At 67.5% G+C, this 23861-nt stretch carries 21 protein-coding genes; 13 read left to right on the top strand and 8 right to left on the bottom strand.

Annotated elements, in window-relative coordinates:
• Positions 1-1338 (bottom strand): Gfo/Idh/MocA family protein, encoded by a 1338-nt coding sequence (locus tag ACFO8M_RS21255; protein ID WP_387979289.1) that lies wholly within the window; start codon positions 1336-1338, stop codon positions 1-3.
• A 78-nt stretch (positions 1339-1416) separates the two neighbouring features.
• Positions 1417-2499: a glycine cleavage system aminomethyltransferase GcvT gene (gcvT, locus tag ACFO8M_RS21250; protein ID WP_387979287.1), complete on the bottom strand. Its 1083-nt coding sequence runs from the start codon at positions 2497-2499 to the stop codon at positions 1417-1419.
• A 75-nt stretch (positions 2500-2574) separates the two neighbouring features.
• Here gcvT and ACFO8M_RS21245 point away from each other — a divergent pair, with 75 nt between their 5' ends.
• Positions 2575-4032 (top strand): leucyl aminopeptidase, encoded by a 1458-nt coding sequence (locus ACFO8M_RS21245; protein ID WP_387979285.1) that lies wholly within the window; start codon positions 2575-2577, stop codon positions 4030-4032.
• A gap of 129 nt (positions 4033-4161) precedes the next feature.
• Here ACFO8M_RS21245 and ACFO8M_RS21240 read toward each other — a convergent pair whose 3' ends face one another.
• Entirely contained in the window at positions 4162-4494 is a 333-nt protein-coding gene (locus ACFO8M_RS21240) for an oxidoreductase (protein ID WP_387979283.1), read from the bottom strand.
• A 247-nt stretch (positions 4495-4741) separates the two neighbouring features.
• Here ACFO8M_RS21240 and lpdA point away from each other — a divergent pair, with 247 nt between their 5' ends.
• From lpdA to ACFO8M_RS21205, 7 genes are all read left to right on the top strand, one after another.
• On the top strand, positions 4742-6130 hold the full coding sequence (lpdA, locus tag ACFO8M_RS21235) for a dihydrolipoyl dehydrogenase (RefSeq protein ID WP_387979281.1): 1389 nt from the start codon (positions 4742-4744) through the stop codon (positions 6128-6130).
• A gap of 27 nt (positions 6131-6157) precedes the next feature.
• On the top strand, positions 6158-7879 hold the full coding sequence (sucB, locus tag ACFO8M_RS21230) for a 2-oxoglutarate dehydrogenase, E2 component, dihydrolipoamide succinyltransferase (RefSeq protein ID WP_387979279.1): 1722 nt from the start codon (positions 6158-6160) through the stop codon (positions 7877-7879).
• Between the two features lie 189 nt (positions 7880-8068).
• A complete protein-coding gene (locus tag ACFO8M_RS21225) occupies positions 8069-8500 on the top strand; it encodes a hypothetical protein (RefSeq protein ID WP_387979277.1) in 432 nt (143 codons plus the stop codon).
• Between the two features lie 102 nt (positions 8501-8602).
• Positions 8603-9574, top strand: a complete 972-nt coding sequence (locus tag ACFO8M_RS21220; RefSeq protein ID WP_387979275.1) for a phosphotransferase family protein — start codon at positions 8603-8605, stop codon at positions 9572-9574.
• Entirely contained in the window at positions 9571-10536 is a 966-nt protein-coding gene (locus ACFO8M_RS21215; RefSeq protein ID WP_387979273.1) for a phosphotransferase, read from the top strand. Before ACFO8M_RS21220 ends, ACFO8M_RS21215 begins: the two co-directional genes overlap by 4 nt.
• Before the next feature lie 56 nt (positions 10537-10592).
• Positions 10593-11408, top strand: a complete 816-nt coding sequence (locus tag ACFO8M_RS21210; protein ID WP_387979271.1) for a class I SAM-dependent methyltransferase — start codon at positions 10593-10595, stop codon at positions 11406-11408.
• 184 nt (positions 11409-11592) lie between these two features.
• Complete coding sequence (locus tag ACFO8M_RS21205) at positions 11593-11937, top strand: hypothetical protein (RefSeq protein ID WP_387979269.1); 345 nt, start codon at positions 11593-11595, stop codon at positions 11935-11937.
• 102 nt (positions 11938-12039) lie between these two features.
• Here the strand turns inward: ACFO8M_RS21205 and ACFO8M_RS21200 are convergent, their stop codons facing one another.
• Complete coding sequence (locus ACFO8M_RS21200; protein WP_387979267.1) at positions 12040-12564, bottom strand: acyl-CoA thioesterase; 525 nt, start codon at positions 12562-12564, stop codon at positions 12040-12042.
• A gap of 281 nt (positions 12565-12845) precedes the next feature.
• Between ACFO8M_RS21200 and ACFO8M_RS21195 the strand changes: the two genes are divergently transcribed.
• Positions 12846-13586 carry a class I SAM-dependent DNA methyltransferase gene (locus ACFO8M_RS21195; RefSeq protein WP_387979265.1) on the top strand — a complete coding sequence of 247 codons (741 nt, stop codon included), beginning with the start codon at positions 12846-12848 and terminating at the stop codon, positions 13584-13586.
• 397 nt (positions 13587-13983) lie between these two features.
• Here the strand turns inward: ACFO8M_RS21195 and ACFO8M_RS21190 are convergent, their stop codons facing one another.
• Entirely contained in the window at positions 13984-15012 is a 1029-nt protein-coding gene (locus ACFO8M_RS21190) for a hypothetical protein (RefSeq protein WP_387979263.1), read from the bottom strand.
• A gap of 130 nt (positions 15013-15142) precedes the next feature.
• Between ACFO8M_RS21190 and ACFO8M_RS21185 the strand changes: the two genes are divergently transcribed.
• From ACFO8M_RS21185 to ACFO8M_RS21175, 3 genes are all read left to right on the top strand, one after another.
• Positions 15143-15772: a flavin reductase family protein gene (locus ACFO8M_RS21185; protein WP_387980771.1), complete on the top strand. Its 630-nt coding sequence runs from the start codon at positions 15143-15145 to the stop codon at positions 15770-15772.
• A 74-nt stretch (positions 15773-15846) separates the two neighbouring features.
• Positions 15847-17487 (top strand): FAD-binding dehydrogenase, encoded by a 1641-nt coding sequence (locus ACFO8M_RS21180; RefSeq protein WP_387979261.1) that lies wholly within the window; start codon positions 15847-15849, stop codon positions 17485-17487.
• A 255-nt stretch (positions 17488-17742) separates the two neighbouring features.
• Complete coding sequence (locus tag ACFO8M_RS21175) at positions 17743-20400, top strand: transglycosylase domain-containing protein (protein WP_387979259.1); 2658 nt, start codon at positions 17743-17745, stop codon at positions 20398-20400.
• A gap of 64 nt (positions 20401-20464) precedes the next feature.
• On the opposite strand, the gene ACFO8M_RS21170 is transcribed toward ACFO8M_RS21175, so the two are convergent.
• On the bottom strand, positions 20465-21697 hold the full coding sequence (locus tag ACFO8M_RS21170; protein ID WP_387979257.1) for an amino acid deaminase/aldolase: 1233 nt from the start codon (positions 21695-21697) through the stop codon (positions 20465-20467).
• Between the two features lie 93 nt (positions 21698-21790).
• Between ACFO8M_RS21170 and ACFO8M_RS21165 the strand changes: the two genes are divergently transcribed.
• Positions 21791-23098: a D-arabinono-1,4-lactone oxidase gene (locus ACFO8M_RS21165; RefSeq protein WP_387979255.1), complete on the top strand. Its 1308-nt coding sequence runs from the start codon at positions 21791-21793 to the stop codon at positions 23096-23098.
• A 6-nt stretch (positions 23099-23104) separates the two neighbouring features.
• Here the strand turns inward: ACFO8M_RS21165 and ACFO8M_RS21160 are convergent, their stop codons facing one another.
• Entirely contained in the window at positions 23105-23545 is a 441-nt protein-coding gene (locus tag ACFO8M_RS21160) for a type II toxin-antitoxin system VapC family toxin (protein ID WP_387979253.1), read from the bottom strand.
• Positions 23542-23793 (bottom strand): ribbon-helix-helix protein, CopG family, encoded by a 252-nt coding sequence (locus ACFO8M_RS21155; protein ID WP_387979251.1) that lies wholly within the window; start codon positions 23791-23793, stop codon positions 23542-23544. The genes ACFO8M_RS21160 and ACFO8M_RS21155 overlap by 4 nt, the downstream gene beginning before the upstream one ends.
• Positions 23794-23861 lie beyond the last annotated feature (68 nt).

Here is a 23861-nt window from a genome sequence, read left to right as displayed (position 1 = left end):
CTACTTGCTGTGCTTCATGGTCGCGGGCTTCGCCGCGAGCAGATCGGCGACTTCGACCGGGAGTCCGGTCGCGATGGAGGCGTTCGAGGCCAGGCCCGCGGCGAGGGCGTTCACGCCGTCCTGCGCACTGGCGGAGCGGTCGTGCGGGTCGGTGTCGCCGTCGAAGAGGACGCCGAGCATCCGCACGTCGCCGCCGCCGTGTCCGGCCCGCTGGTAGTCGCCGAGGTCGATCTTGACGGGCTTGGTCCAGAAGGGGTGGACGTGGAGCTCGTACCAGCCCTCTTCGGGGGAGGCGTCGGTGCCGTGGAGCGAGGCGCCGTTGGGGCCCTTGAGGTTCGGGTTCACGTGGTCGTTCTCGACGACGAGGAGTTCGAGGCGGCCCTGGGTCCCGTTGAAGTGGACCCGGTAGCCCTCCCAAGGGGAGTAGGCCGTGAGCCGGTAGGAGAGCGTGACGCCGGAGTCGTAGTCGATGAGGGCCATCATGTCGTCGTAGATGGTGATGCCGGGGGCGAACACGGACTGGTCGCGGATGTAGCCGTCCTCGTCCTCGGCGTCGAGGTACATGGTCTTGAGGCCGGGGTTGTCCTCCATGTGGAGGGCGAACGGGTCGTCCGCGGCCTGCTCGGAGCCGTGGACGCGGTCGTAGCCGCGGTCGTGGCCGGTGCGCTTGCCGTTGTCGCCGTAAAAGGCGAGCTTGCCTTTGGCGAAGGCGCGCACGGGCGCGGCGTCGAGCCACCAGTTGACGAGGTCGAAGTGGTGGCCGGACTTGTGGACGAGGAGGCCGCCGGAGTTGGCCTCTTCGCGGTGCCAGCGGCGGAAGTAGTCGGCGCCGTGGCGGGTGTCGAGGAGCCAGTCGAAGCCGACGGAGGTGATCTCGCCGATCGCGCCGTCGCGCAGGAGCTCGGCGACCTTCTCGTGCAACGGGTTGTAGCGGTAGTTGAAGGTGACGGTGACCGTGCCCTTTGACTTCGCTTCGGCCTCGAGGATGGCGGCGGCGTGCTCGCCGGTGGTGGTCAAGGGCTTCTCGCAGATGACGTCCTTGTCCGCGGCGAGTGCGGCGAGGAGGTACTCGTGGTGCGTGGCGTCGACCGAGGTGACGATGACGGTGTCGGGATCGGTCTCGGCGAGGAGCTTGTCGAAGTCGGCCGCAGCGTAGGCGGCGGGGGCGGGCTGGCCCGCGGCTTCGACGGCTGCCGTGTGGTGGGCCATGCGCTTGGGGTTGGTGTCCGCGACGGCGACGAGGCGGGCTTTGCCGCTCCGCTCGGTGATGGCCTTGCGGTACATCGTGGCGCGAGATCCGGTCCCCACGAGGGCATAGCGATGCGGCTTGCCAGGCATGTGACTCCTTCGTCGGCGAGGTTTTGGTAAACGCTATCGGAGAACCTCGCGGCAATCAAGAGCCGGGTTGGCCTGCAACTATTTCGGCGTGGCTTTTGTGAAGGGGGGCTTGACAACTCGAATTGGCAACCGGCGGCCACGAACGTCGAGTTCAAGCTCCGCGCCGGGCTTGTACGCCGCGTCGAGAAGCGCCAGCGCCACGCCCTTCTTGAGGGTCGGCGCGTGCGTGCCCGAAGTGGTCTCCCCGACCACCGTGTCGCCGTCGAGGACGGTCATGTGCGCGCGCGGCACGCCCTTCCCGGTGGCCTCCAGGCCCCAGAGCCGGCGCTTCGGACCCTCGGCCCGCTCCTTGGCGACCGCCGCTTTGCCCCAGAACTCGGGCTTGTCCCAGCCGATCGCCCAGTTCAGGCGGGCCTGCACCGGGGAGATGTCAAGGCTCAAGTCCTGGCCGTGCAGCGGATAGCCCATCTCCAGGCGCAGCGTGTCGCGCGCGCCGAGCCCGCACGGGGCCGCGCCCGCGGTGAGGATCCCGTCCCACAGGTCCACGGCGGCCTCGTTCGGCACGACCAGCTCGAAGCCGGTCTCGCCGGTGTAGCCGGAGCGGCAGACGATGACGTCCGAGTGGTTCACCAGGTGCTCGCGGAACGTCATGTACTCGTGGTCGTGCGGCAGGCCCAGGTACTCCAGGATGCGGGGCGACTCCGGCCCCTGCACCGCGATCACCGCGAAACCGCGGTGCACGTCGCGCACCTCGACCCCCTCGGGCGCGGCCTCGCGCAGCCGGCGCGCGACCTCGGCCGTGTTGGCGGCGTTGGGGATCAGGAAGACCTGGTCGTCCGCGAAACGGTAGGCGATGAGGTCGTCGACCACGCCGCCGCTCTCATCGAGGCACAGCGTGTACTGCGCGCCGCCCGCACCGATCCTGTCGAGATCGTTGGCCAGGCACCGGTTCACGAACGCCGCCGCGCCTTCGCCGGTGACCCAGACCTTGCCCAGATGCGAGACGTCGAACGCGCCGACACCGGTGCGGACCGCCTGGTGCTCGGCGAGCACACCGCTCGGGTACTGGAGCGGCATGTCCCAACCGGCGAACTCGGCGAATTTCGCGCCGTGGGCCAGGTGGCGTTCGTGCAGGGGCGAGGTGAGCAGTGTCTCCGACATGGGACAGAGACTATCGCGACCGTCCCAGTGGCTAGGATCGGAGCATTTGGTCCCCCGAACAGCTAAGGATGGATCGTGACTGATCTGATCTCCGCCTCCGGCGACATCGCCTCCGCGGAAGCCGAGGTGCTCGTCGTCGGCGTGTTCTCCGGCGAGGACGCACCCGTGCTCCCCGAGAGCCTCGCGGGTGTCGACGCCGCCTTCGGCGGACGCCTCGCCGAGCAGTTGGCGGTCCTCGGCAACACCGGTGCCGCCTCCTCGCTCACCCGCCTGCCCGCACCCGACGGCCTCGCCGCGAAGCTCGTGTACGCCGTCGGCCTCGGCGACGGCGATGACCTCGACGACGAGACCCTGCGCCGCGCCGCCGGCACCGCCGTGCGCGCCGCGTTCGGCAAGGACAGCGCCGCCATCGTGTTCGAGGGCGACCCCGAGGCCACCGCCGTGGGCGCGGCCCTGGGCGCGTACAAGTTCGAGGGCTTCAAGACCGAGGGCAATGGCGACGCGGCACCCGCCGAGGTGCGGATCTACGGCGCGAGCGAGGACGCCGTGGCCAAGGCCACAGTGCTCGCCGAGAGCGTCTCGCTCGTCAAGGACTGGGCCGACACCCCCGCGAACCTCCTGCGTCCGCCCACGTTCGCCATCGAGATCGAGCAGGCCGCCACCGCCGCCGGCATCGAGGTCGAGATCCTCAACGCCGAGGCGCTCTCCGCGGGCGGCTACGGCGGCGTCCTGGCCGTCGGCGGCGGCTCCGACGCCGAGCCGCGCCTGGTCCGCCTCTCCTACCGCCCCGAAGGCGCGACCAAGCACGTCGCGTTCGTCGGCAAGGGCATCACCTTCGACTCCGGCGGCATCAACATCAAGCCGGGCGCGGGCATGTGGGACATGAAGGGCGACATGGCCGGAGCCGCGGCCGTGGTCGGCGCGACCGTCGCCGCCGCGAAGCTGGGCCTCGGCGTCAACGTCACGTGCACGGTGGCGCTGGCCGAGAACATGCTCTCGGGCTCCTCGTTCCGTCCTTCCGATGTGATCACCATCCGCAACGGCATGACCGTGGAGATCCTGAACACCGACGCCGAGGGCCGCCTCGTGCTCGCCGACGCGATCTCGCGCGCCATCGAGGACGAGCCCGACGCGCTCTACGACGTGGCCACGCTCACCGGCGGGCAGCTCATCGCGCTCGGCCGGCGCACCATGGGCCTCATGGGCACCGACACCGAGACCGAGCGGCTGCGCCGCATCGGCGAGACCACCGGCGAGCACGGCTGGCCGATGCCGTTCCCCGAGGACATCGTGAAGCTCATGGAGTCCTCGATCGCCGACGTCTCGCAGTGCGGCACCGGCCTCAAGCGCGACGGCCACATGATCCAGGGCGGGGTCTTCCTGTCGAAGTTCGTGCCCGAGGAGCTGCCTTGGGCGCACCTCGACATCGCGGGCCCGGCCGACTCGGACTCAAGCTTCGGGTACGTCGCCAAGGGCGCGACCGGCGTTCCGGTGCGCACGCTCGTGGCGCTGCTCGAAGAGTTCGCCGCGTAGTCACAGCGACGTGACGCAGGGGCCCGGCATCAGCCGGGCCCCTGTTCCATGTCCGCGGGCCTCACCACCAAGCGGCGGGACAGTGCGGCGAATATTGCGCAATCGTTGTGTTGACGGCAGCGGAAATCGCTACTGGCGGCGCTGCTGCTCCAGCTTTCGGCGCGCGTCGAAATCCCGCTTACGCTGCGGATATCCCGTCTTCGCGACCTCATAGACCGGGGTGTTGTACTTGCGGCCCAGGGCGAATGCGCCCGCCGGGCCGTCGACGCGGCGCCGCGTCCACTCGCCGTCATGCGCGATGAGCATGACCGTGGTCTCGGTGACAGTGGTCTTCGGCTCGAGGTAGGCCTCGACGCCCATGCGCGTCTTGATGAAATCGATCAGATGTCGCTGGTCAACATTGTCAGAGGCCCGGTCCAGCGTTCCCTTGCCCTGTTTCCTCTTCCGTCCGAACAAGCCCACGGCCGCTCCTCCCGCACCACTTGAGGCGTGACTTCCAAGCGTACACACGCGCTACGACAGCTGTGTCCAGCCGCACACGAACGGGACTTTCCGAATGCTCGCAGCAAGCGGTTGAATGGTGTTGCACACTCCAACCGCCGGGTCTGGACGATCACGAGTCGCCGCCGGTGGAAGGATGGGCTCCGAACCTAAGCACACACGGCGACGCTTGCAAGCCGTAAATTTGCAGAGTTATGTGGGGAGAGCAATGAGCGACCCGAACGCAGGATACGACGTCGTCATCCTGGGCGGCGGCAGCGGCGGCTATGCCAGCGCGTTCCGCGCGGCTGAGCTGGGGCTGACCGTGGCCCTGATCGAGAAGGACAAGGTCGGCGGCACCTGTCTGCACCGTGGCTGCATCCCCACCAAGGCGCTGCTCCACGCCGGCGAGGTCGCCGACACCGCCCGCGAGTCCGAGCAGTTCGGCATCCTGGCCGAGTTCAAGGGCGTCGACATGCCGGCCGTGAAGAAGTACAAGGACGACGTCGTGTCGAAGTTGTACAAGGGCCTGCAGGGCCTGGTCAAGGCCCACAAGGTCGAGTTCATCCAGGGCACCGGCAAGCTCGTCGGCCCGAACACCGTCCAGGTCGACAACGGCCAGACCGTGACGGGCAAGAACGTCGTCCTCGCCACCGGCTCGTACTCCAAGACCCTTCCCGGGCTTGAGATCGACGGCGAGAAGATCATCGCCTCCGAGCACGCGCTCGAGCTCACCGAGCTGCCGAACAAGGCCATCGTCATCGGCGGCGGCGTCATCGGCGTCGAGTTCGCCTCCGCCTGGAAGTCCCTGGGCGTCGAGGTCGAGATCATCGAAGGCCTCCCCCGCCTCATCGCGGCCGAGGACGCCGACTCCTCGAAGCAGCTGGAGCGCGCGTTCCGCAAGCGCGGCATCAAGTTCCACACCGGCAAGTTCTTCGAGAAGGTCGAGAAGACCGCCACGGGCGTGCAGGTCACGATCCAGGGCGGCACCGTCGTCGAGGGCGACGTCGTGCTCGTGGCCGTCGGCCGCGGCCCCGTCACCGCCGGCATCGGCTACGAGGAGCAGGGCATCACCCTCGACCGGGGCTTCGTCCCGGTCAACGAGAACCTCCAGACGAGCGTCCCGGGCGTGTACGCCGTCGGCGACATCGTCCCCGGCATCCAGCTCGCGCACCGCGGTTTCCTCCAGGGCATCTTCGTGGCCGAGCACATCGCGGGCCTGAACCCGGCCCCGATCGACGAGACCGGCATCCCGCGCGTGACCTTCACCGAGCCCGAGGTGGCCTCCATGGGCCTCAACGAGGACAAGGCGAAGGAGAAGTACGGGGCCGACAAGATCAAGTCGGTCAACTACAACCTGGCCGGGAACGGCAAGTCGAACATCCTCAAGACCCAGGGCTTCATCAAGCTCGTCGCGGTCGAGGACGGCCCGATCGTGGGCGTCCACATGGTCGGCGCCCGCATCTCCGAGCAGATCGGCGAGGCGGAGCTGATTTACAACTGGGAGGCGTACGCGACCGACGTCGCGAACCTCATCCACATGCACCCCACCCAGAACGAGGCGATCGGCGAAGCGGCGATGCTGCTGGCCGGCAAGCCGCTGCACGCCCACGACTAATCCACAACCGCAGGAGTTGAACGAACGATGCCGACATCGGTAACGATGCCCGCTCTCGGTGAGTCGGTCACCGAGGGGACTGTCACCCAGTGGCTCAAGAAGGAAGGCGACACCGTCGAGGTCGACGAGCCGCTCCTCGAAGTGTCGACTGACAAGGTCGACACCGAGGTGCCTTCGCCGGTCGCGGGTGTGCTGCTGAAGATCGTGGTCCCTGAGGACACGGACGTCGAGGTCGGCGGCGAGCTGGCGATCATCGGCGACCCGTCCGAGGCCGGTGCCGCTCCTTCGGCTCCGGCGCCTTCCCAGGAGCCGCTGCCGACGCCTGGGCCGGAGGCCGCTCCGGCCCCGGTCGCCGCGGCTCCGGCCGCTGAGGCTCCGGCCGCCCCGGCCGCTCCCGCTGCGGGTGCTGCCGAGGGGACCGAGGTCCTGCTCCCCGAGCTGGGCGAATCGGTCACCGAGGGCACGGTGACGACTTGGCTGAAGGCCGTGGGCGACACCGTCGAGGTGGACGAGCCGCTGCTGGAGATCTCGACTGACAAGGTCGACACGGAGATCCCGTCCCCCGCCGCGGGGACGCTGCTGGAGATCCGGGTCGCCGAGGACGAGACCACTGAGGTCGGTTCCGTGCTCGCGATCATCGGCTCCGGTTCCACCGCCGCTGCGGCTCCGGCGCCTGCCGCCGAGCCGACGCCGACTGTCAAGTCCGAGCCTGAGCCCGCCGTTTCGGCTCCGGCCGCTTCGACGCCGACGGCTCCGGCCCCGGCCAAGGTCGAGTCCGCTCCGGCTCCGGTTGCGGCGCCTGCCGCTCCGGCGTCGAAGCCTTCGGGTTCGTACGTGACGCCGCTGGTGCGCAAGCTCGCCTCGGAGAACGGTGTGGACCTCGCCGAGGTCACCGGTTCCGGTGTGGGCGGACGTATCCGCAAGGAGGACGTCCAGGCCGTCATCGACGCCAAGAAGGCCCCGGAGCCCGCTCCGGCGGCCGCCGCGCCTGCCAAGGCTGCTCCGGCCCCGGCCGAGGTCAGCCCGCTGCGCGGTCGCACCGAGAAGATGAGCCGCCTGCGTCAGGCCGCTGCCAAGGCGCTGCTCAACTCGATGCAGTCCACGGCGCAGCTGACGACGGTGCGCGAAGTGGACGTCACGAAGGTGGCGAAGCTCCGCGCGGCCAAGAAGGACGAGTTCCTCTCCCGCCACGGCGTGAAGCTCTCCTTCCTGCCGTTCTTCTCGATCGCCGCGATCGAGGCACTGCAGCAGTACCCGATCGTCAACGCCTCCATGAACATGGAGGAGAAGACGATCACCTACCCCGAGGCCGAGCACGTGGGCTTCGCGGTGGACACGCCGAAGGGCCTCATCGTCCCGGTCGTCAAGAACGCCGGCGACCTGAACATCCCGGGCCTGGCCAAGCGGATCGCCGAGATCGCCAAGAAGGCCCGCGACGGCGGCCTGGCGCCCGACGACCTGTTCGGCGCCACGTTCACCATCACCAACACCGGTTCTGTCGGCGCGCTGTTCGACACGCCGATCGTCCCGCTCGGACAGTCCGCGATCCTCGGCACCGCCGCGATCGTCAAGCGTCCCCGCGTGATCAACGACCCTGAGCTGGGCGAGGTCATCGCGGTGCGTTCGGTCATGCACCTGACGCTGAGCTACGACCACCGCCTCATCGACGGCGCCGACGCCGCCCGCTACCTCGAAGCGGTCACCAAGCGCATCGAAGAGGGGAACTTCGAACACCAGCTGGGCCTGTAAGGACGGCGAACGACCCTGAAGGGGCGCAGCGGGACGATCCCGCTGCGCCCCTTCTGCATGCGAATGCCGTTCTCCTGCATCTGCAAGCGGCCTCGACAAGTCGCGCCTTCTACCCGTAACCGGCAAAGCGTGTCCTCGTTGTTCCTACAACCCACCTTTTGTGACCCCACGCGGAAGTTAGGAACTCGAATGTCTATCGAGTACAACGAACTCCTCGCCATGTTGATGGAGACCCGCCCCGAATTCGCGACCGATCTGTACAACTGGACCGACGGACCCGACCTCCCCGACTACGACGACATCAGCGTCACCCGAAGAACGATCACCCTGCCCGAGCAGCCGGGCCGGCTCCGCGTCTGCGTCGCGGCGGCCTACTCCAAGGACGGCGAACGCGTCGTCGCCCTCCTGTTCGACGCGGTGCTGCACCAGGACCCCGCGCAGGCCGAATCGTGGCTCCAGTTCATGACCGACGCGCAGCGGACGCTCAGCTGCATGGTGGCGTTCGTAGTGCTGTGCCGTGACGCGCAGACGGCGAACTGGGCCCTCACGTACAGCGCCGTGGGCGACATCGGCTGCTATGTACTGCCGGTGGTGATTCCCTCTTTGCTCGCGAGCGCCTAGAATGAAACCCGGCCCTCGCCGCCGTCCCCACCACGGCAGCGAGGGCCGCTTGCGTCCCTAAACCGATTGCGCCCCTCGCACTTCGCCTCCACACTCGAACCCATGTCCCGATTCGGACCCACGGTCCCCTACGACGCCACAGCCGTCCGCGACACCTGGGCGACCCTCCCCCCGTACGTCCAGGAGCGGATCATCACTGAGCTCGGCGGCGAGCCCGCCGAGATCCGCATGGCCGGCGGCGGTTTCAGCGGCGGCTTCGCCGCCCGCGTCCGCGCCGACTCCGGGGCCGAGCTCTTCGTCAAGGCCACGGGCAGCGACAAGCCCTTCGCGCTCAACGCCTACCGCCAAGAGGCCCGCGTCAATCCCGCCCTCCCCCAAGGCGTCCCGGCCCCGCGCCTCGAATTCGCCGCCGACTTCGAGGACTGGATCGTCCTCGGCTTCGAAGCGGTCGAGGGCCGCGCCCCGACCCTCCCCATGAGCGCCCACGACCTCGACCTCATGCTCGACGCCTGGGCCGCGGCCGCCGCCGCTCTCACCCCGGCCCCGCAGCAGCTGCTCGACCTCGGGGTGAGTGCCGTCCCCATCGATGAAAACCTGCGCCTCTTCGCTCGAGTCGCCGCGGGCGAGGCGGACCCGTTCCCGGTTCCTCCAGCTTTCAAGGACCGCATCGATGAACTGGCCGAAATCGAGAGCCGCATCGACGAAGCCATGACCGCCGACGCCGTCATGCACTTCGATCTCCGTCCCGACAACATGATCGTGAGCGCCGATCGCGCCTGGATCTGCGACTGGAACTGGGTCCAGGTGCACGCACCCTGGTTCGACACCGCGTGCTTCCTCGTTGCGGCCCATGGCGACGGCCATGACGCCGACGCCCTCTTCTGGAGGCACTCGACCGCTGAAGGCGTCAGCCCTGAAGACCTCGACACGGGCCTGGCCGCGATCGTCGGCTACTACCTGTCCCGGTCCGTTGAACCGCCTATCCCGGACGTGTCCCCCCACCTCCGCGCCCACCAGCGCTGGAGCGGCCTGGCCGCCGCCGACTGGCTCGCCCGACGCCGAGGCTGGACGTGACCGACGCAGGCCCGCCGACCGCGCTGGACGCCACCGCGATACGACCGGACTACGCCACACTGCCGGCCCCGGTCCGCGAGCACATCGAGCAAGCCCTCGGCGGCAGGCCCGCAAGCGTCCGGCTCGCGGGCGGCGGCTTCACGAGAGGCTTCGCCGCCCGCCTCCACTCCGACTCCGGAGCCGAACTCTTCATCAAGGCGGCCGGTCCGCAGACCCCGCAGGTGCAGGCCATGTACCGGCAGGAAGCCCGCTACAACGCCGCACTGCCACCGGCCGTGCCCGCGCCCGCGGTCGTCTTCGCCGATGACGTCGAGGACTGGACGGTCACCGGATTCGAAGCGGTGCAAGGCGACGCCGTCACCCTGCCCATGACGCCGGAAACGGTGCGGCAGCTCCTCGACACGTGGGCCGAAGCGGCCGACGCCCTCGACCCGCCCCCGAATGCGCTGGTCGAACTGGGCGTCGGCGTGAAGACCGGTCGGAGTCTGCGCCTCTTCAACGCTGTCGCTTCAGGTGAACGGCCGTCCTTCGCCCTGCCGCCCAGACTCCAAGGCCGCATCGACGAACTCGCAGCGCTCGAAGCCCCGGTCGACGCCGTGATCGCCGCCGATCGGATCTCGCACACCGACCTCCGCCCCGACAACATGCTCATCGGGGACGGCCGCGCCTGGATCTGCGACTGGACCTCACCGCGATACATGGCCCCTTGGGTGGACACGACCCTCATGCTGCTGACCGTTCACGGCGACGGACACGATGCCGACAGCCTCTTCTGGAACCACCCCACCGCCGTCGGAGTCACCGGCGACGAGCTCGACACCATGCTCGCGGCCATGACCGGAGGCCTCCTGCACGGCTGGTCGGACCGCCCCGAGAACCTGATCTCCCCCGCGATCGACGGCATGATGCGCTGGTCGGGTCTGGCAGCGGCCGACTGGCTCGCGAACCGTCGACAGTGGTGACCACATATTGGATTTTTTCTCCCACTGACTGGAACGCCTGGGTTACGGTCTTCCCCATGAAGAAAGAGACTGCGACCTACATCCACGGTCACCACGAATCGGTCCTGCGTTCCCACACTTGGCGAACGGCGGAGAACTCGGCGGCGTACCTGCTGCCGGAACTGCGGGCGGACAGCACGATCCTCGACATCGGCTGCGGCCCGGGCACCATCTCGGCGGACTTCGCCGCCCTCGTTCCGGACGGCCACGTCACGGCGGTCGACTACGCGCCGGCCATCGTGGAACAGGCCGCGAAGGAGGCCGAATCCCGAGGCCTCACCAACATCGCGTTCACCGTGGCCGATATCCACAATCTGGAATTCGCGGACGACAGTTTCGATGTGGCGCACGCCCATCAGGTGCTCCAGCACGTGGGAGACCCGGTCCAGGCACTGAGAGAGATGCGGCGCGTGACCAAGCCGGGCGGCGTGGTCGCGGCGCGGGACAGCGACTACCGGGCTTTCACGTGGTTCCCGGACTCGAAGGGCCTGACCGACTGGCTCGACCTCTATGAGGAGGTCGCCAGGGCCGGAGGCGGCGAACCGGACGCGGGACGGAGGCTGAAGTCCTGGGCCCTGCAGGCGGGCTTCCCAGAGCCGTCGGTGGAAGCGACTTCCTCGACGTGGACCTTCGCCAATGAGCGGGACCGAACCTGGTGGGGCGACCTGTGGTCGGCGAGAAGCCTGCATTCGGACTTCGCGAAGCAGGCGGTGAGCGGCGGCCACGCGACCCTTGAAGCACTGCAAGCGATCTCGGATGCATGGAAGGCCTGGGGACAGGACGAGCAATCCTGGCTGATGATCCCCCACGGCGAAATCCTCTGCCGGGTCTGACCACCGAGGACGAACGCCGACCAGTCGTAGCGCCCGACACTGGTCGGCTCGAGTCGCGTGGACCCCGAATTCCTCGATCTGAGTCCCGCGTCACTCGAACAGAAGAACTGTCGGTGGTCGTCTCTACACTTTCCGCAACGAGGCGATTCGCCCCGGCACAACTGCACAACAACAGGAGGCACCGATGTCAGCACCCGAACTCGAGAACCTCGCCGAATCCATAACCGCGCTCGCCGGAGCCCGCAAGCGGATCCCGCTCAATCACCTGCTCCGCGAGACCGCGCTGAACATCCTCATTCTCGCCCGCATCGCCTCGAACCGCCTGGACGACCGGCTCCGCCGCGAGGAGATCGAATCCGCCGCCGACCATCTGGTCACCCGGATCCGCCACGCCGCCTGGGAGCTCCCGGTTCCGCCCCCGATCGCGCCGCCATCGCCGCCCGATCCGTCCACGCCGCCACCGACTCCGCCGAAATATGCTCCGCCCTCCCCTCCTCCATCACGGCCTGCGCTTCCGCCGGCGACTTAGCAGGAGGACACCAAATCCGGCCCCAGCACCCGGGGCCGGACGCCAGATCAATCCTCAATACTCACCCATTCAAGAAAGAAGGATCACCGGCCAGGCCGAGCCTTACCGCGGTTCGTTGACGCGGGTCGCGGCAGTCCACTGCAGCAGCCACTCGGGCAATTCCAGCTCAGAGGGAAAGCCTCCAGTGAGCTTCTCCAGCTCATCGTGCTCCACCGATCCGCCGGACTTCTTGAGGAAGCGAGTCCGCACGAAAGCCTGGGCATACACGGTCTCGCCGACGCAGAAGGTCTGCTCGATGTATCCCCACCGCTCGTCGAAGCCGAGCACCCGGGTACGGAGCTCGAACAACTGCCACGGCCGCAACGACTTCCGGTAGGTGATGGTCTGCCCGGCCACCACCGGGTACCAGCCCTGCTCCTTCATCTTCGACCAGAACCCGGATCGCATCATCAGTTCGATGCGACCGACGTCCATGATCGTCAAGTATCTCCCGTTGGTCATGTGTCCCAAGGGATCAAGATCAGTGGGCACGACCCGGAAAGGAGTCTCAGCCGTATCCCACAGCCCCATCGGCTCCTGCCGTCGCAAGCGCAGCCACAGCAGCAATAGCCGGAAGTAGAGATTCATCAGAGCACCACCGAGGTTTCGTCGGCATCATTACCTGGAGCGAATATTACTCAACAGTAGCAACACCGGCGACCCCCGCTGCAGGCCCGAACTAACAAGTGCAGCGAGGCCGATACGGAACGGACTGCTGGTGCGGAGCGTGTACGCGGCACAGGGCGGTCGGCATGGAACGGGTGGGCGGGTGGGCGGAATGAGGGTGGGGTGGGGGCGGGGGGGAGGGTCCCCCGAAGCCGATCGAAAAACCTTGGTTTGCAGGCCCTTGCAGCCGTTACGATCCCATGATGATCGAGCTCACGGACCACTTCAGCGGCAGATCGGCGGCCACGTACGACGAGAGTTCGTCCGAGATGTTCGCGCCGGAAAAGGTCGATCCGGTGGTCGACGTCCTGGCCGAACTCGCCGGCGACGGTCGCGCACTTGAATTCGCCTCCGGCACGGGCAGAATCGCACTGCCGCTCGCGGCCCGCGACGTCCCGGTCAGCGGCATCGACCTATCCCCCGACATGACCGCGCAGCTGCGCGCCAAACCGGGCGGTCAGGACATCGACGTCACCATCGGCGACATCGCGGCGACCCGCGTCCAAGGCGACTTCCGCGTGGTCTACCTCGTGTTCAACACGATCGGCAACCTCACCACACAGGACGCCCAGGTCAGCTGCTTCGAGAACGCCGCAGCCCACCTCGAACCCGGCGGCTGCTTCGTCATCGAGTCCGGCCTCCCCGACCTCCGGACCCTCCCGCCCGGCCAACAAGCCGTCCCGTTCGCGATCGGTCCAGGCAGGTTCGCCTTCGACCTCTACGACTGCGCGACCCAGCAGATGAGCTCCAACTACATCACCGTCAACGACGACGGCACCGCCCGCCAGAAGTCGATCCCCTTCCGCTACACCTGGCCCGCAGAACTCGACCTCATGGCCCGCATCGCCGGCATGCGACTCCGCGACCGCTGGGAAGACTGGAAAGCCACGCCCTTCACCCACGAAAGCAAGAACCACATCTCCATCTGGGAAAAGCTCGGCTAAGCCTTGCCTCGCAATCGTTCGGGAGTGACTGGCGTGCATCGCAGCCAAGATCGGTCAGCCCTTGGTGCGTCTCGCGTTGTCACCGAGGTGCGACGCCGCTTCGTGTCACGGCTTTGGCTGGTGCGTGATCCCACCTAGTGCCAGCAGGAAGAGCTGAGCGAACGCATCGCGGAGCTCCGCATCGCCTGCCAACGGCGTGAGAGCGGCGTACCGTGCGGGAGTCAGATCGATGGTGGTGATGCCGTTGGTCGACACGGTACTAGCGGTCGGGCACACGATCAGACACCGATAGGCCCTCACGGCGCCATGTCGTTCCTCTCGCATCAGCGACTGCAAGAGAACCGGTGCTGGTCTGAGCTGGCTGCGGAGTACCGCCATTGAGAACCATCTCCGAGACCTACCTGTTGGAGTCCGTTGATGCATTGGTCCTCATCGATGCCGCGCTCACAGGCCATCCGACGAACTGGCCGTCCTCTTCGAATACCAGTTCGATACCAACGGACGCAATCAGGCTCTTGAGGTCCTCGTTGGGGGCCTCCGGCAGAAGGATTGCCAGCGCTGCGGGTTGAGGGTCGATGTGCCGCTGGTAGTCGAAGAGTTGGCCGATGGCAAGTCGAATCGAGTTCCGGTCGGCCTGACCCTTGGCCTCGTAGAGGATTTTGTCGGCCACGTCGAAGACGTCACTCAGCAATACCGCGTTGAGACCAGGGATGGGGATTTGGCACCGCTTGACTTCGTGGCCTTCCCCTTCCAGATAGGCCCTGAACCTGTCAACCAGTTCCGCTTCCCGACGTCGAACCTCAGTTTCCTCCACGGCCTTGCGCACAATTGCGGACGCAGCGTTGTTCTCAAGCTCAACCAACTTGCTCGTGATCACCTCGACCGGTTCGACCTCCGTGACGGAGTGGAAATCGGTGTAGGAGATGCCGGGCACTACTGGCATCGAGTCGACGGATGGTTCTGCTGTCGGACCGACCGGTCGAAGCTGGAAGACGATAACCTTCCGGAGCTTGCCGTTCTCGTCAGGCGCCTCCGAGATGATGTGCGTCGTCGGCAGGTCAACCTGGTACTCGCCGAGATATCTGTGGAGTCGCGCAGCCGATTTCCCGACGTACCCGACCGCCTCGAAGAGCCGCAGTGATCGCCCGTCCTCGTGGTGGTTGAGGATCGCGGCATTGCCGGGCGTCATCTTTTGGTCGTCGACACGGCCTTCACCGGTGTAGCGCACGAGCGGACCTTCACCGTCGTAGAGGGCAAGGTGGTCGATGTATCCGTAGGTTCGGCCCTTGGGAGGGTCGGAGAAGATCATCACGTTGGGTGTCTTCCTGGAGTGCGCGATTCCGCTGTACCGGGAGCCTCCCCAGTTCTCAACAATCTCGTCGCGGTCGTAAGTCCGACCGAGCTCGAACTCAGGTACCTCCGCCATTGGGTCAATCTACCGTTCCCGCAAGGTTTTCACGTTCCCCTCTTGGCTGAGCGCGAGGTCGTTTTGTGGCCAGCGGGGCCGGGTTCGGGCGGGTTGAGTTGGGGGTGGAGTGGTTGGAGTGGAGGCCTTTGTGCATGTGAGTTCGGATCTCAAGGTGTTGTATTTCGGGACGCCGGTGGTGTTGATCAGTTCTCGGAATGAGGATGGGTCGGCGAATGTGGCTCCGATGTCGTCGGCGTGGTGGCTGGGGCAGAGTTGCATGTTGGGGATGGGGAACCGGTCGAAGACGACTGGGAACCTGTTGCGGGAGCGGGAGTGCGTGTTGAACCTGGTGCCTGCTGAGATGGCGGGCGCGGTTGATCTGCTGGCGCCGCTGACCGGCAGCGATCCGGTGCCGGAGGGCAAGGTGGCCAGGGGGTATCGGTTCGAGGCCGACAAGTTCGGGGCGGCCGGACTGACTCCGCAGGCGTCGGAGCTGGTCGAAGCGCCTCGGGTTCTGGAGTGTCCGATCCAGCTTGAATGCGTGGTCGAGGCGGTCCATGAGTTCGCGAAGACGGCTACCGCGTTCGAGGTGCGGGTCGTGCGTGCGCATGTTGAGGAGCGGCTCTTGATCCCTGGAACCGACTATGTCGATCCGGTCGGGTGGGACCCGCTGATCATGAAGTTCTGCGAATTCTTCGGCGGCGGTGAGAACCTCCGCTCGTCGGCGCTCGCCGAGGCTTGGCGGATGCCGCATCAGGGGATGCTACCGATCAGTTGACGGGTCGTCGCGGTACTGGTATATCTGCGCTACGCGCCAGTAGGCGTTGTAGCTGCTGCTGGGAGGCGTGGGCGATGGACAGTGACGTCATCGTGGTCGGGGCGGGGTTGGCCGGGTTGGCCGCCGCTTCGGAGTTGGTCAGGCTCGGGAAGACCGTGACGGTGGTCGACCAGGAGGGCGAGCAGTCGCTTGGGGGGCAGGCGTTCTGGTCGTTCGGGGGGCTGTTCCTCGTGGATTCGCCCGAGCAGCGGCGGATGGGGATCAAGGACTCGCACGAGCTGGCGTGGCAGGACTGGGTCGGGACCGCCGGGTTCGATCGGCCGGAGGACGAGTGGCCTCGCAAGTGGGCCGAGGCGTATGTCGATTTTGCCTCTGGGGAGAAGCGGGCCTGGCTGCACGCCTTGGGCGTTCGGTTCTTTCCGGTGGTCGGGTGGGCCGAGCGCGGGGGCTATACGGCGCAGGGGCACGGGAACTCGGTGCCGCGCTTCCACATCACCTGGGGCACGGGGCCGGGGATCGTGGAGCCGTTCGCGCGGCGGGTGCAGGAGGCCGAACGCGAGGGGAAGGTGCAGTTCAAGTTCCGTCACCGGGTCGATGAGCTGACGTTGACCGACGGGATCGTGACCGGGGTTTCCGGGACGCTGCTCTCTCCTGACGAGTCCGCCCGCGGTGTGTCGACCACCAGGGAGGCGCTCGGCGAGTTCGCACTGTCCGCGGAGGCTGTCGTCGTCACTTCCGGGGGCATCGGCGGGAACTTCGACCTCGTGCGGCAGAACTGGCCCGAGCGGATGGGGACGCCGCCGAAGCGGCTCGTCTCCGGGGTGCCCGCCCATGTGGACGGCCGGATGCTGGGGATCGCCGAGGCCGCCGGGGCGAACCTGATCAACCGCGACCGGATGTGGCACTACACCGAGGGCATCGAGAACTGGGACCCGATCTGGCCCCACCATGGGATTCGGATTCTGCCCGGGCCCTCGTCGCTGTGGCTCGACGCCACCGGGAAGCGGCTGCCCGCGCCGCTGTTCCCCGGCTTCGACACCCTGGGAACGCTCAAGCACATCATGACCACCGGGCACGAGTACACCTGGTTCGTCCTCACCCAGAAGATCCTCGAGAAGGAGTTCGCGCTCTCGGGGTCCGAGCAGAACCCCGACTTGACGGGGAAGGACATCAAGCTGCTGCTCAAGCGGGTGCTGCCCGGTGCGCCCGGGCCCGTGGAGGCGTTCAAGAAGCATGGTGCGGACTTCGCGGTCGCCGCGACGCTGCCCGAGCTGGTCGCGAAGATGAACGGCATCACCGGGGAAGGGCTGCTGGAGTATGAGACCGTGCGCGCGGCGGTCGAGGCCAGGGACGCCGAGATGGACAACAAGTTCACGAAGGACCTGCAGGTCACCGCGTTGCGAGGGGCCCGGAACTACCGCGGGGACAAGCTCATCCGGGTCGCGACCCCGCACCGGCTGCTCGATCCGAAGGCCGGCCCGCTCATCGGCGTTCGCCTGAACCTCTTGACGCGCAAGACCTTGGGCGGCTTGCAGACCGACTTGGAGGGCCGGGTACTGCGGGCCGACGGGATGCCGCTGCCGGGGCTGTACGCGGCGGGAGAGGCGGCCGGGTTCGGCGGTGGCGGTATGCACGGGTACCGGTCGCTGGAGGGCACGTTCCTGGGCGGGTGCCTGTTCTCGGGAAGGCAGGCCGCGAGGGGCGTCGCGGGTTGATCGTCCCCGGATCGTAACGGTGTGTACCCGTTCGTCCTGAGCATGCCGGTTGCGGTGTGGCACTGAAGGTCTAAGGTGGTCGATAAGCGGCCTTCCTCACCCGCGAAACCGAGGACTCATCGCCTACCGGGCGTGGTCCGCTAACATCCAAGGTTCTGCGAGCGACTGCCTTGCTGCTCCTCAGCAGCGCTCGCCGAAGCCGACCGCGGGCCGCACGCCGCGGGTCGGCACCTCACAACTCGTGGATGGTTGAGCATGAGCGATTTTCAACACCCCGCCCCGTACCAGCCGGCCGGTCCCCCTCCCGGCCCGCCCGTGGGTCCACCGTCCGTCGCCGGATGCGGCGGCAACGTGGGCCGTGCGTCGGTGGTCGGTGCCGCCAGGCCCAAGCCCGTTCCCGGGGCCGCGAAGCAGGGCCGCAAGAAGAAGCGGATGTCCAAGCGCCGCCGCCGCGTCTACGCGGCGCTCATCATGGCCTGCCTGATGATGCTCGGCGCCGTCACCGTGGCCGGGTCTTGGTTCTTCAGTGACATTCCCGCGCCGAAGGACCTCAAGTTCGGCGAGTCCACCACTTTCACCTACTCGGACGGCGAGACCCAGGTCGCCGGGTACGGCGAGTACACCCGCAAGCTGGTCGACAAGTACGAGGACATCCCGGACGAGGTCATCTGGTCGCTGCTCGCCTTGGAGGACAAGGACTACTTCGAGCACGAGGGCGTCGACTACAAGGGCACCATGCGCGCGCTCGTCAACAACCTCAAGGGCGGCGACACGCAGGGCGCCTCGACCATCAGCCAGCAGTACGCGGGCATGGTCACGGAAATCCGCGGCGACATCTCCTACGGCCGCAAGGCCCGTGAGGCCGTCATGGCCATGAAGTTGGAGCAGGGCACCTCGAAGGAGGACATCCTCCTCCACTACCTCAACCTCAACTTCTACGGCCGCGGCACCTACGGCATCGAGGCCGCCGCGGAGATCTGGTTCGGCAAGAAGGTCCAGGACCTCACCTGGGCCGAGGGCATGATGCTGGTCATGCAGGTCAAGGCCGGTGACGGCTCCTTCGACCCGCGGGTCGCCGAGGAGGGCAGCACCGCCCCGCTCGACCGCTGGACCTTCGGCATGGAGACACTGCTCACCATGACCGAGGACCTCAGCGACGAGCAACTGGCGGACGTCCAGGCGCAGCTCGACGCCGGGATGCCCGAAACCAAGAAGGCCCTGGAGAACCCGGGCTCGTGGGGCCACAACACCCCCACCGGCTTCATCACCAACCCGACCGACGGCTACATCTGGGACGAGCTGGAGAGCCGCTACGGCCTCTCGCAGTCGGAGTTCTACGGCGAGGAGGAGAACACCGGCGGTTACACGGTGGCGCTCACCATCGACAAGGACATCCAGGCCGCCGCCGTCTCGACCGCCAGCCGCGGCGAGCTCGAACGCAAGAAGAACGAGGACGGCCAGCTCATCGACGACAACGACGATGTGGTCACGGACAAGGCCGCCGCAGCCGAGTATGTCAACGAGGACGGCTTCTTCGAGTTCGAGGACAGCAACGAGAACGCGGCGCTCTACGAGTACAACAAGTCGATGGCCGACGCCGTCGCGGCGGTCGAGCCGGGCACCGGCGCCGTTCGCGGCTACTTCGGCGGCGTCAACGGCCTCGGCGTCGACAAGGCCGGCATGGAGAACCCGCACCCGCCCTCGTCCACCTTCAAGATGGTGACCGCGGCGACGGCGATCCTGGAGGGCGCATCGATCGACTCGTGGTGGAACTCGGACTCGCCGCGCGAGTTCGAAGGCCGCGAGGACCCCGTCTCGAACGCGGGCCGGACCGAGAACACCGATATGACCCTGACCGATGCGGTGCGCAATTCGCGCAACACGCCCATGTACGCGATCGCCGAGGAGTACGGGGCCACGACGGTCCTGGAGACCGCGATCAGGATGGGCCTGCGGACCATGCAGAACACCGGGACCGGGGACATCTACCGGTTCTACATCGAGGACGACGACACGATCACGTACTCGCTGCACAACGTCGTCGAGGACGGCGAGGGCTACGTCACCGACGCCAACGGCAACATCGACCCGCTGGCGTCGGTCAACGGCTACGACGACGACAAGAACCCGATCCGCACCCCGCTCGACCTGGACGACCCCCGCTTCCCGTTCGACTACGAGATCGGCTTCGGCCAGTTCCCGACCTCCGTGCTGGACATGGCCGCGGTCTACGCGACCATCGCGAACAACGGCACCCACGTCGAGACCCACTTCGTCGAGGCGGTCTACAAGCGCGACGGCACGAAGGTCGAGCCGATCCGCGGCCTGGAGGAGACCCCGGCGCTCGACGCGGGCATCGCGCAGGACCTCCAGTTCGTCGGCTCGACCATCGACGGCGACGCCGGCGCGATCGACCGGGCCTACACCGGCAAGACCGGCACCTGGGAGGCCGGCGACGACTATCCGGACGACGCCAACGCCCACACCTGGTACGTCGGGGCGATCCCGCAGATGAGCATCGCCGCATGGGTCGGCAACGCCACAGCCGAGTCCGCGCCCTTGCTGAACAAGGAGGGCACCACTGACGACGTCTTCGGTGGCACCTTGAGCTATCCGGTCTGGAAGAAGTTCATGGAGGCCACGATCGAGGCGAAGGGCTACGACAAGGAGGACTGGGCCCCGCCTGTGCGCTCCGGTTCGCCGATCGTCGAGGACATCGTGAACGAGGACGGCACGATCGACGCCGACAGTCCCTATTGCGCGGCGAATCCGACCGACTCGCGCTGCGCCCGCGCGACACCGCCGGGCGGCGGCAACGGCGCCTGCGACCCGATATCCGAGTACCTCGGCCTGTGCGAGCAGGGCGGCGGAGGCGGCGGCGGCGGCGGAGGCGGCGGCCGCGACGACGACTAAGGCTTGAACGGAGAAGGGCCCGGTGGGACGATCACGTCCCGCCGGGCCCTTTCTCATTGCAGCTCTATGCGAACGCACGGCCTTCGCCCCGATAGGTCGGGACCTCGTCCACGACCTCGCCGCCCCGGACCAGGTGGATGCTGTTGACCCGTTCGGCCAGCTCCCCGGCCTTGGCGTGGCGCATCCACACCCGGTCGCCGATGGCGAGGCCGTCGGCCGCGCGGCCTTTGAGCGGGGTCTGGACCTCGCCCGCGCCTTCGGTCTTGGAGAAGCGCATCCCGGCCGGGAACGTCGGTTTCGGGAGGCGGTCGGGGCCGGGCACGCCCGAGGCGATCCAGCCGCCGCCGAGGGCCGTCACGATGCCCGGGCGGGGGCGCCTGACCACCGGCAGCGCGAAGAACGCGGCCGGGATCGGGCGGATCGACCGGTAGCCGTCGAAGAGCGCGGGCGAGTACAGGCCGGACCCGGCGGCGATCTCGGTGACGGACGGGTCGACGGCGGTCGAGACGATCGAACCGGTGCCGCCGCCGTTGACGAACTCCAGGTCGGCGACGCTGCGGACGGCGGCCACGGCCTCGGCGCGGCGTTCGGCCAGTTCGGCCCTCGAGACCCGCTGCATGAGCCGCACCAGCGGATACTTCAGGGCCGCAGCGGAGAAGGCGTCCTGAACGCCGGCGATCTGGCCTTCGTAACCCATGATGCCGACGAGGTCGACGCCCGGACGCTTGTCGATCTCGTGGGCCATTCCGAGCGCCTGCTCGGGATTGTGGACCGGGGAGCGGTGCGCGCCGATGTGGACGCGGCCGCCGAGCAGTTCGAGCGAGACGTCGAGTTCGAGGCAGAGCCGCAGCGGCCGGGACGGGTTCGGTTCGACATGGCGTCGCAGGAAGTCGAGGTGCTCGACCGAGTCGACCATGATCGTGATCCGGCGGGCGAGCTCGTCGTCGGCGGCCAGCGCGCGCAGCGCGTCGGTGTCGGCCGTGGGGTAGGCGACGACGATGTCCTCGAATTCCTCTGCGAGCCAGAGCGCTTCAGGAAGTGTGAAGCCGAGGACGCCTTTGAATCCGGGCTGGGCGAGTGCGCGGCGCATGAGCGAGCGGCACCGCAGGGATTTGCTCACCAGACGCAGCGGTTTGCCGATGGCGTTGCGGCGCAGGATGGCCGCGTTGGTGTCGAAGGCTCCCAGGTCAACGACCGCGAACGGCGGCTGGAGGCCGGCGGTGGCGCGGCCGAGTTCGGCGAACCGGTGTTCGAGCCCGCCCTGGCCATCGACACCTGTAACTCGCTCGTAGCCCATCCGATTTCCCTTCCGCAGGTCAATTGGGGTTAGATGAAAGCTACCGTGAAGTACACCTCATCTTCAACCGGAGTAGCTATGGGAGCTGCCGCCATGGGAACCTCGCTCTGGCAGAACTGGTCCGGCACCGAGCACGCCGACCCCGCCCGCATCGTCAGGCCCGCGGACGCGGAGGAGCTTGCCGCGGCTGTGACCGCGGCGGCTTCTGACGGCCTGCGCGTCAAGGCGGTGGGGGCCGGGCACTCCTTCAGCGGGATCGCGGTCGCCGACGGCGTCCAGGTCGACATGGGCGGCCTCGACCAGGTGGTCGCGGTCGAGCAGCGGAGCGGTCTGGTGACCGTTGAGGCGGGGATGCCGCTGTGGCGGCTGAACGAGATTCTCGACGCGCACGGGTTGGCGCTGGAGAACATGGGCGACATCGACCGGCAGACGATCTCGGGGGCGATCTCGACTGGGACGCACGGCACCGGGGATCGGTACCGCGGTTTCGCGTGGCAGGTCAAGGGATTGAAGCTGGTCCTCGCCGACGGCTCGATCGTACGTTGTACGGAGTTCGAGCAGCCGGAGTTGTTCGCGGCGGCGCGGCTGGGGCTCGGGGCCCTCGGGGTGATCACGGAGGTGACGCTGCAGTGCGTCCCGGCGTTCCGCCTCAAGGCGGTCGAGCGGCCCGAACGGCTGGACACGGTGCTGGGGAGCCTCGACGAGCTGGTGTCCGAGAACGACCACTTCGAGTTCTACTGGTTCCCGCACACCGAGCGGACGCTGACGAAGCGGAACAACCGCTATGCGATGTCGGAGCCGAGCCGGGCGCCGAGCCGCCTGTCGTACTGGTGGAGCGAGGGTTTCACCGAGAACACCCTGTTCGAGGCGAGCAACCGGGTCGGGGCGCGGTTCCCGGGGATGGTGCCGGGGCTGAACCGGATCGCGGGGCGGGTGTGGAGCGCCCGAGAGTACACGGACGTGTCGCACAAGGTCTTCGCGTCGCCGCGGTCGGTCGTGTTCCGCGAGATGGAGTACGCGCTGCCGCGCGAGGCGCTGCCGGGCGTGCTGCAGGAGCTGAAGGCGATGGTCGAGCGCGAGCGGCACCTCGTGTCGTTCCCGGTCGAGGTGCGCTTCGCGGCGGCGGACGACATCTGGCTGTCGACCGCGCACGGCCGCCGCACCGCTTATGTGGCGGTGCACCAGTACCACCGGCACGACCACGAGCCGTACTTCAAGGACTGCGCCGCGATCTTCGACGCCGCCAATGGTCGCCCGCACTGGGGCAAAATGCACAGCCTCGATGCCGAGCGCTTCGGCGAGCTCTACGAGCGGTTCGACGACTTCCTGGCTCTGCGCAAGGAGATCGACCCGGACCGCCGCTTCACCAATCCGTACCTGGAAAGGGTCCTCGGAGACTGAGCCGTGCTAGTCGGTCCAGTCGAACGGCAGGATCTCGAATGCGTCGAACCCGGCCGTGAGCGGTCTGATCGCCCGAAAATCGCGCTGGTCCAGCGTGAAAATGCGGTTGGTCTCGTAACGGTCGGCAAGCGCCACGCCGACGGTGTCGGCCAGATCGAGCTTCAAGCCTCGGTAGTCCAGGCGGAGCCGGTTGGCGGTCGCGAAGTCCTCGTAGCGGATCGTGGCGAGCTGGTACCGCCCGCGTTCGAACCGGACCAGCAGGGCTTCGGCCACCTGGACGGCGAAGTCGAAACCGCCCTCTCGGCGCGTCAGATGGTCGAGTTCGGTCATGACGAGCGGTGAGACGAGCAGCGACTCGGTCTCCATGATCCGTTCCGCCGCTTCGTGAAACGGCTGGCGCTCATCGAACGCCGCGAGCACGGCCGAAGTGTCGGCGACGATGATCATCGCTTCTGCGCGCGCCGTTTCATGCTCTGGTAGATCGCCTCGTCCATCTCTTCGACGGTGAGCGGTCGTTCGCTGCGATACTTCGGCAGAGGGGGCAGTGGCGGCTCGGATTCACCGGTCCGGAGCAGCCCTTCGTCGATGAATCGCCGGATGAGTTCAGCCTTCGAGGCACCGAGTTTCCGGGCGGCGGCTTCGAGCCGCATGTCGGCGGCTTCCTCGATGTAGACGGTACTTTTCTTCCGGCTCATGCCACCGATGGTACCACCCGTGGAGCTGGCATCCGCCGACTTGTCGGGGCGGTGGGCTACCTTTCAGC

The organism is Glycomyces rhizosphaerae (genome assembly GCF_042647865.1).
GTDB lineage: Bacteria > Actinomycetota > Actinomycetes > Mycobacteriales > Micromonosporaceae > Glycomyces > Glycomyces rhizosphaerae.
This window is presented reverse-complemented; position numbering and strand designations above follow the sequence as displayed.